Source organism: Jatrophihabitans sp. (assembly GCF_036388195.1).
In the GTDB taxonomy this organism is placed as follows: Bacteria; Actinomycetota; Actinomycetes; order Mycobacteriales; family Jatrophihabitantaceae; genus Jatrophihabitans_A.
The window spans coordinates 1-4609 of sequence record NZ_DASVSG010000083.1 but is presented as its reverse complement, the minus strand read 5'-3'; the positions used below and the strand labels follow the sequence as shown (position 1 = coordinate 4609).

Sequence of the window (4609 nt, the reverse complement as noted above, 5' to 3'; positions counted from 1 at the left end):
CGGTCGCCGACGACATCACCGTGATCCGGCGGGGACGCACGGTCGGCACCGCCAACCCGCGCTCCACCACCCCCCGGCAGCTGGCCGAGCTGATGGTCGGCTCGGAGCTGCCGAGCCCGGAGACCCGCTCGGACACCGTCTCCGACCGCACGGTGCTGTCGGTCCGGGGCCTCACGGTCGCCGGGGACGGCGGCCGCCGGTTGCTCAACGACATCTCCTTCGACATCCACGCCGGTGAGATCTACGGAATCGCCGGCGTGGAGGGCAACGGCCAGAGCGAGCTGGTCGAGGCGCTGATGGGCATCCGGCCGATCACCGCGGGGACGATCACGCTGGCCGGCCAGGACATCACCACCGCGTCGACCCGCAATCGGCGGGTGGCCGGCGTCGCCTACATCCCCGAGGATCGCCAGCGGCAGGGGCTGCTGCTGGAGGCCTCGCTCTGGGAGAACCGGGTGCTCGGGCACTCCGAATCGGCGCCCAACGTCAAGGGCCCGCTGATCGATCGGGCCGGAGCCCGCCGGGACACCGAGCGGATCGTGGACGAGTTCGACGTCCGGACGCCCGGCATCGACGTCCCGGCCCTGGCGCTGTCCGGTGGCAACCAGCAGAAGCTGATCGTGGGACGCGAGCTGTCCGGCAACCCGATGCTGCTGATCGCGTCCCAGCCCACCCGCGGCGTGGACGTCGGCGCGCAGGCCGCCATCTGGGAACACGTCCGGCGGGCCCGCGCGGCGGGGCTGGCCGTCCTGCTCATCTCGGCAGACCTGGAGGAGCTGATCGGCTTGTCCGACTCGATCCAAGTGATCCTGCGCGGCGCGTTCGTTGCCGAGGCGGATCCGGCAACCGTCACCGCCGAGGAGCTGGGCGCGGCGATGACCGGCGCCGGCGCCACCACGGGCGCCGCGTGAGCGCCGCGGCCGGCTCGGCCGGCTCGGCCGGCTCGGTCAGCCTCGCCGGCCGGCTGCGCCAGCGTTACCCGCTGCGCTCGGTGCTGCTCGGATTGGCAGCCCCGGTCGGGGCGGTGCTGTTCGCGCTGCTGGCGAGCACGGTGATCCTGAGCCTGGGCGGGCACAACCCGTCGACGGTGTTCTCCACCATGTTGAAGCAGGCGGAGCGTCCCACCTCGTTCGTGGACATGGTGAACCAGGCGATGGTCTATTACCTGTCCGCGGTGGCGGTCTCGATCGGGTTCCGGATGAACCTGTTCAACATCGGCGTCGAAGGCCAGTACAGCCTGGCGGCGTTCGGAGCGGCCTACGTCGGCGGCCAGATGGCCGGCGGCGGGCCGTTCCACGTGGTGGTCGAGGTGCTGGTGGCGATGCTGATCGGCGCCGCCTGGGCGGGCATCGCCGGCGTGCTGAAGGTGACCCGCGGGGTCAGCGAGGTGATCTCGACCATCATGCTGAACGCCATCGCGGTGGGACTGGGCTCCTACCTGCTGCACAAACTCGGACAGTCCAGCGGCAACAACATCCAGACCAAGCCCATCGGGACGTCGGGCCAGGTGGCCGGGCTGAGCTACGCCGGCACCCAGGCCAAGATCTTCGGGTTCCTGTTCGTGGCCATCGCGGTCGGGATCGCGTACTGGTTCATCGCCGGCCGGACCCGGTTCGGCTTCCGGATCAAGGCGACCGGCATGAACGAGCAGGCGGCGGTGGCCAGCGGCATCAACGTCAAGCGGATGACCCTGGTGGCGATGCTGATGTCCGGAGGCGTCGCCGGCCTGGTGGGGCTGCCGGAATTGCTGGGCCAGACCCATACCTTCAGCCAGACGGCGCAGTCCGGGCTGGGTTTCGCCGGCATCGCCATCGCGCTGCTCGGCCGCAACTCGCCGATCGGCATGGCGCTGGCCGCGGTGCTGTGGTCCTTCCTCGGCAAGTCGGCCAACCAGCTGGACTTCATCGGGGTGCCGCGCGAGATCGCGGCGATCATGCAGGGGGTGATCCTGCTGTCGGTGGTGATCGCCTACGAGCTGGTCCGCCGGTATCGCCTGGTGTTGCAACAGAAGGACGTGGCCGCCCAGCTGGCAGCCACCCCGGCCAGCCAGGCGGTGACCGCATGAGCACCGCCACCGCCGTCACCGCCCGCCCGGACGTCCAGGGACGGCGGCCGGGATCCCGGCTCTCGCCGCCGCTGCTGATCACCTTCGCCCTCGGCGCCTTCCTGGTGCTGTCGGCGGTCCGCGCCTTGACCGGCGGCACTGACCTGACCAGCAGCGGCACGATCGCCGCGGGCCTGTCGGCGGCGGTGCCGATCGGGCTGGCGGGGCTGGGAGGGCTCTGGGCCGAGCGCGCCGGGGTGGTGAACATCGGCCTAGAAGGCATGATGATCCTGGGCACCTGGGGGTGCGCATACCTCGGCTGGGAACACGGTCCGTGGGCCGGGCTGGTGTTCGGCACCCTGCTCGGCGCGATCGGCGGCCTGGTGCACGCGGTGGCCACCGTGACCTTCGGGGTCGACCACATCATCTCCGGCGTCGCGATCAACATCATCGCGCCGGGGATAACCCTCTACCTGACCAAGGTCACCTTCGCCCACTACCCGGGTGGCGGCCAGAAGCAGTCCCCGCCGATCGATGACGCGGGCTCGGTCACGCTGCCCTTCGCGGCCTGGCTGCGCACGATCGAGGCCAAGCACTGGTTCGCGGTGTCGGACCTGGCCGGCGTGCTCGGCGGGCTGGTCACCCGGCTGTCGCTGGTCACGGTGCTGGCGCTGGTGGTGGTCGCCGCCACGGCGTGGATCCTGTGGCGGACCGCCTTCGGGTTGCGGCTGCGCTCCTGCGGCGAGGCGCCGTACGCAGCGGAGTCCCTCGGCGTCAACGTCTACAAGTACAAGTACATCGCGGTGGTGATGTCCGGTGCGCTGGCCGGCATGGGCGGTGCGGCGCTGGCCATCTCGGCGCACCAGTTCCGGGACGGGCAGACGAATGGTCGCGGGTTCATCGGGTTGGCCGCGCTGATCTTCGGCAACTGGCGCCCGGGCGCGCTGGCGGGTGGCGCCGGCCTGTTCGGCTACACCGACGCCATCCAGCTGCGCAGCTCCTCCGCGGTGCACCCGCTGTTGCTGCTGACCGCGATCGCGCTGGGGCTGGTGGCGATCTGGCAGTGGCGCACCGGCCAGCGGGTGATCGCGGTGGTGGCCGTGGTGATCGCGGCGCTGGCGGTGCTGTGGTTCCTGCGGACCGAGCAGGTGCCCGAGGAGCTGGTCGGCAGCACTCCGTACGTGGTGACCATCCTGGTGCTGGCGCTGGCATCCCAGCGATTGCGGATGCCCAAGGCCGACGGCCGGATCTATCGCAGGGGCGAGGAGACATGACCACAGGACCGGAGGTGGACTGGGACCTGCTGCGCCGCGAGGCGGTGGCCGCGATGGCCCGGGCGTACGCGCCGTACTCGAAGTATCCGGTCGGGGCCGCGGCGGTGGTCGACGACGGCCGGGTGGTGACCGGCTGCAATGTCGAGAATGCCTCGTACGGGCTGGGCCTGTGCGCCGAGTGCGGGCTGGTGTCGGCGCTGGCCGCCACCGGTGGCGGGCGGCTCGTCGCGATGGTGTGCGTCGACGGCGAGGGCGCCCCGCTGATGCCGTGCGGACGGTGCCGGCAGCTGCTGTTCGAGCACGGCGGCCCGCAGATGCTGGTCGCCGCCGCTGGTGGGCCGATCACCGTGGCAGACCTGCTGCCGGAGGCTTTCGGCCCGCAGGATCTGGCCGCCATGGCGAACAAGGCGAGCGAAGCCCCGCCGGCCTGACCCGATGACCAGCAATGCAGTGATCAGCCGGCTGTCGTTCAGCTCCGCCGAGGTCATCGACGATCCGTACCCGCGCTTCGCCGAGGCCCGGAGCCAGGCCCGCGTCCAGTGGCATGAGGGCACCGGCATGTGGCTGGCCTTCGGCCATGCCGAGGCGAACGCGGTGCTGCGCAGCCGCGGTCTGGGGCGGATCTGGACGCCCCGCTGGCCGGAGCAGCCGATGCCCGGTTTCGAGCTGATCCACCGCAACTCGATGCTGGAGAACGAGCCGCCGGCGCACACCCGGCTCCGCAGGCTGGTCGCGGCCGCCTTCGCCCGGGGCCATGTCGAGCGGTTGCGTCCGAGGGTCGCGGAGCTGGCCGACGGGCTGGCCGGCGCGCTCGCCGAGGCCGGCCGCGACGGCGGAGCCGTGGACCTGATCGCGGGCTTCGCCGAGCCGCTGCCGGTGCAGGTGATCGCCGAGCTGCTGGGCATCCCGGAGTCCGGCCGGTCGCAGCTGCGGCCGTGGTCCAACGCGATCGTGAAGATGTATGAGTACCAGGTCAGCCCCGCGCAGCGCGATGCCGCCGAGGCCGCGGCAGGCGAGTTCGTCGACTACCTGCGCGAGCTGGCGCGCCAGCGTCGGCGCCGGCCGGAGGCCGATCTGATCAGCTCGCTGATCGCCGAGACCGACTCCGACGGCGCCCGGCTGACCGAGGACGAGCTGGTCACCACCTGCACGCTGCTGCTCAACGCCGGGCACGAGGCGAGCGTGAACGTGGTGGGCAACGGGGTGCTGGCGCTGTTCAGCCATCCTGATCAGTGGCAGCGGCTGCTGGCCGCCGAGGCCGCCGGCCAGTCGCTGGTGGACAGGGGAGTGG

Annotated in this window: 5 protein-coding genes; all 5 read left to right on the top strand. The window is 71.6% G+C overall.

Going from position 1 to position 4609, the window contains the following annotated elements; genetic code table 11:
* Positions 1-911 (top strand): ATP-binding cassette domain-containing protein (locus VF612_RS08665; RefSeq protein ID WP_408659454.1); only part of this gene is annotated, 911 nt, incomplete at its 5' end.
* Positions 908-2065: an ABC transporter permease gene (locus VF612_RS08660; protein ID WP_408659453.1), complete on the top strand. Its 1158-nt coding sequence runs from the start codon at positions 908-910 to the stop codon at positions 2063-2065. The genes VF612_RS08665 and VF612_RS08660, both read left to right, overlap by 4 nt.
* Positions 2062-3318, top strand: coding sequence for an ABC transporter permease (locus VF612_RS08655; protein ID WP_408659452.1), 1257 nt, complete (start codon positions 2062-2064; stop codon positions 3316-3318). Before VF612_RS08660 ends, VF612_RS08655 begins: the two co-directional genes overlap by 4 nt.
* The gene (locus VF612_RS08650; protein WP_408659451.1) at positions 3315-3749 is read left to right on the top strand and encodes a cytidine deaminase; all 435 of its coding nucleotides are present in this window, start codon (positions 3315-3317) and stop codon (positions 3747-3749) included. The genes VF612_RS08655 and VF612_RS08650 overlap by 4 nt, the downstream gene beginning before the upstream one ends.
* 4 nt (positions 3750-3753) lie before the next feature.
* On the top strand, positions 3754-4609 hold an 856-nt coding region (locus VF612_RS08645), incomplete at its 3' end, for a cytochrome P450 (RefSeq protein WP_408659450.1).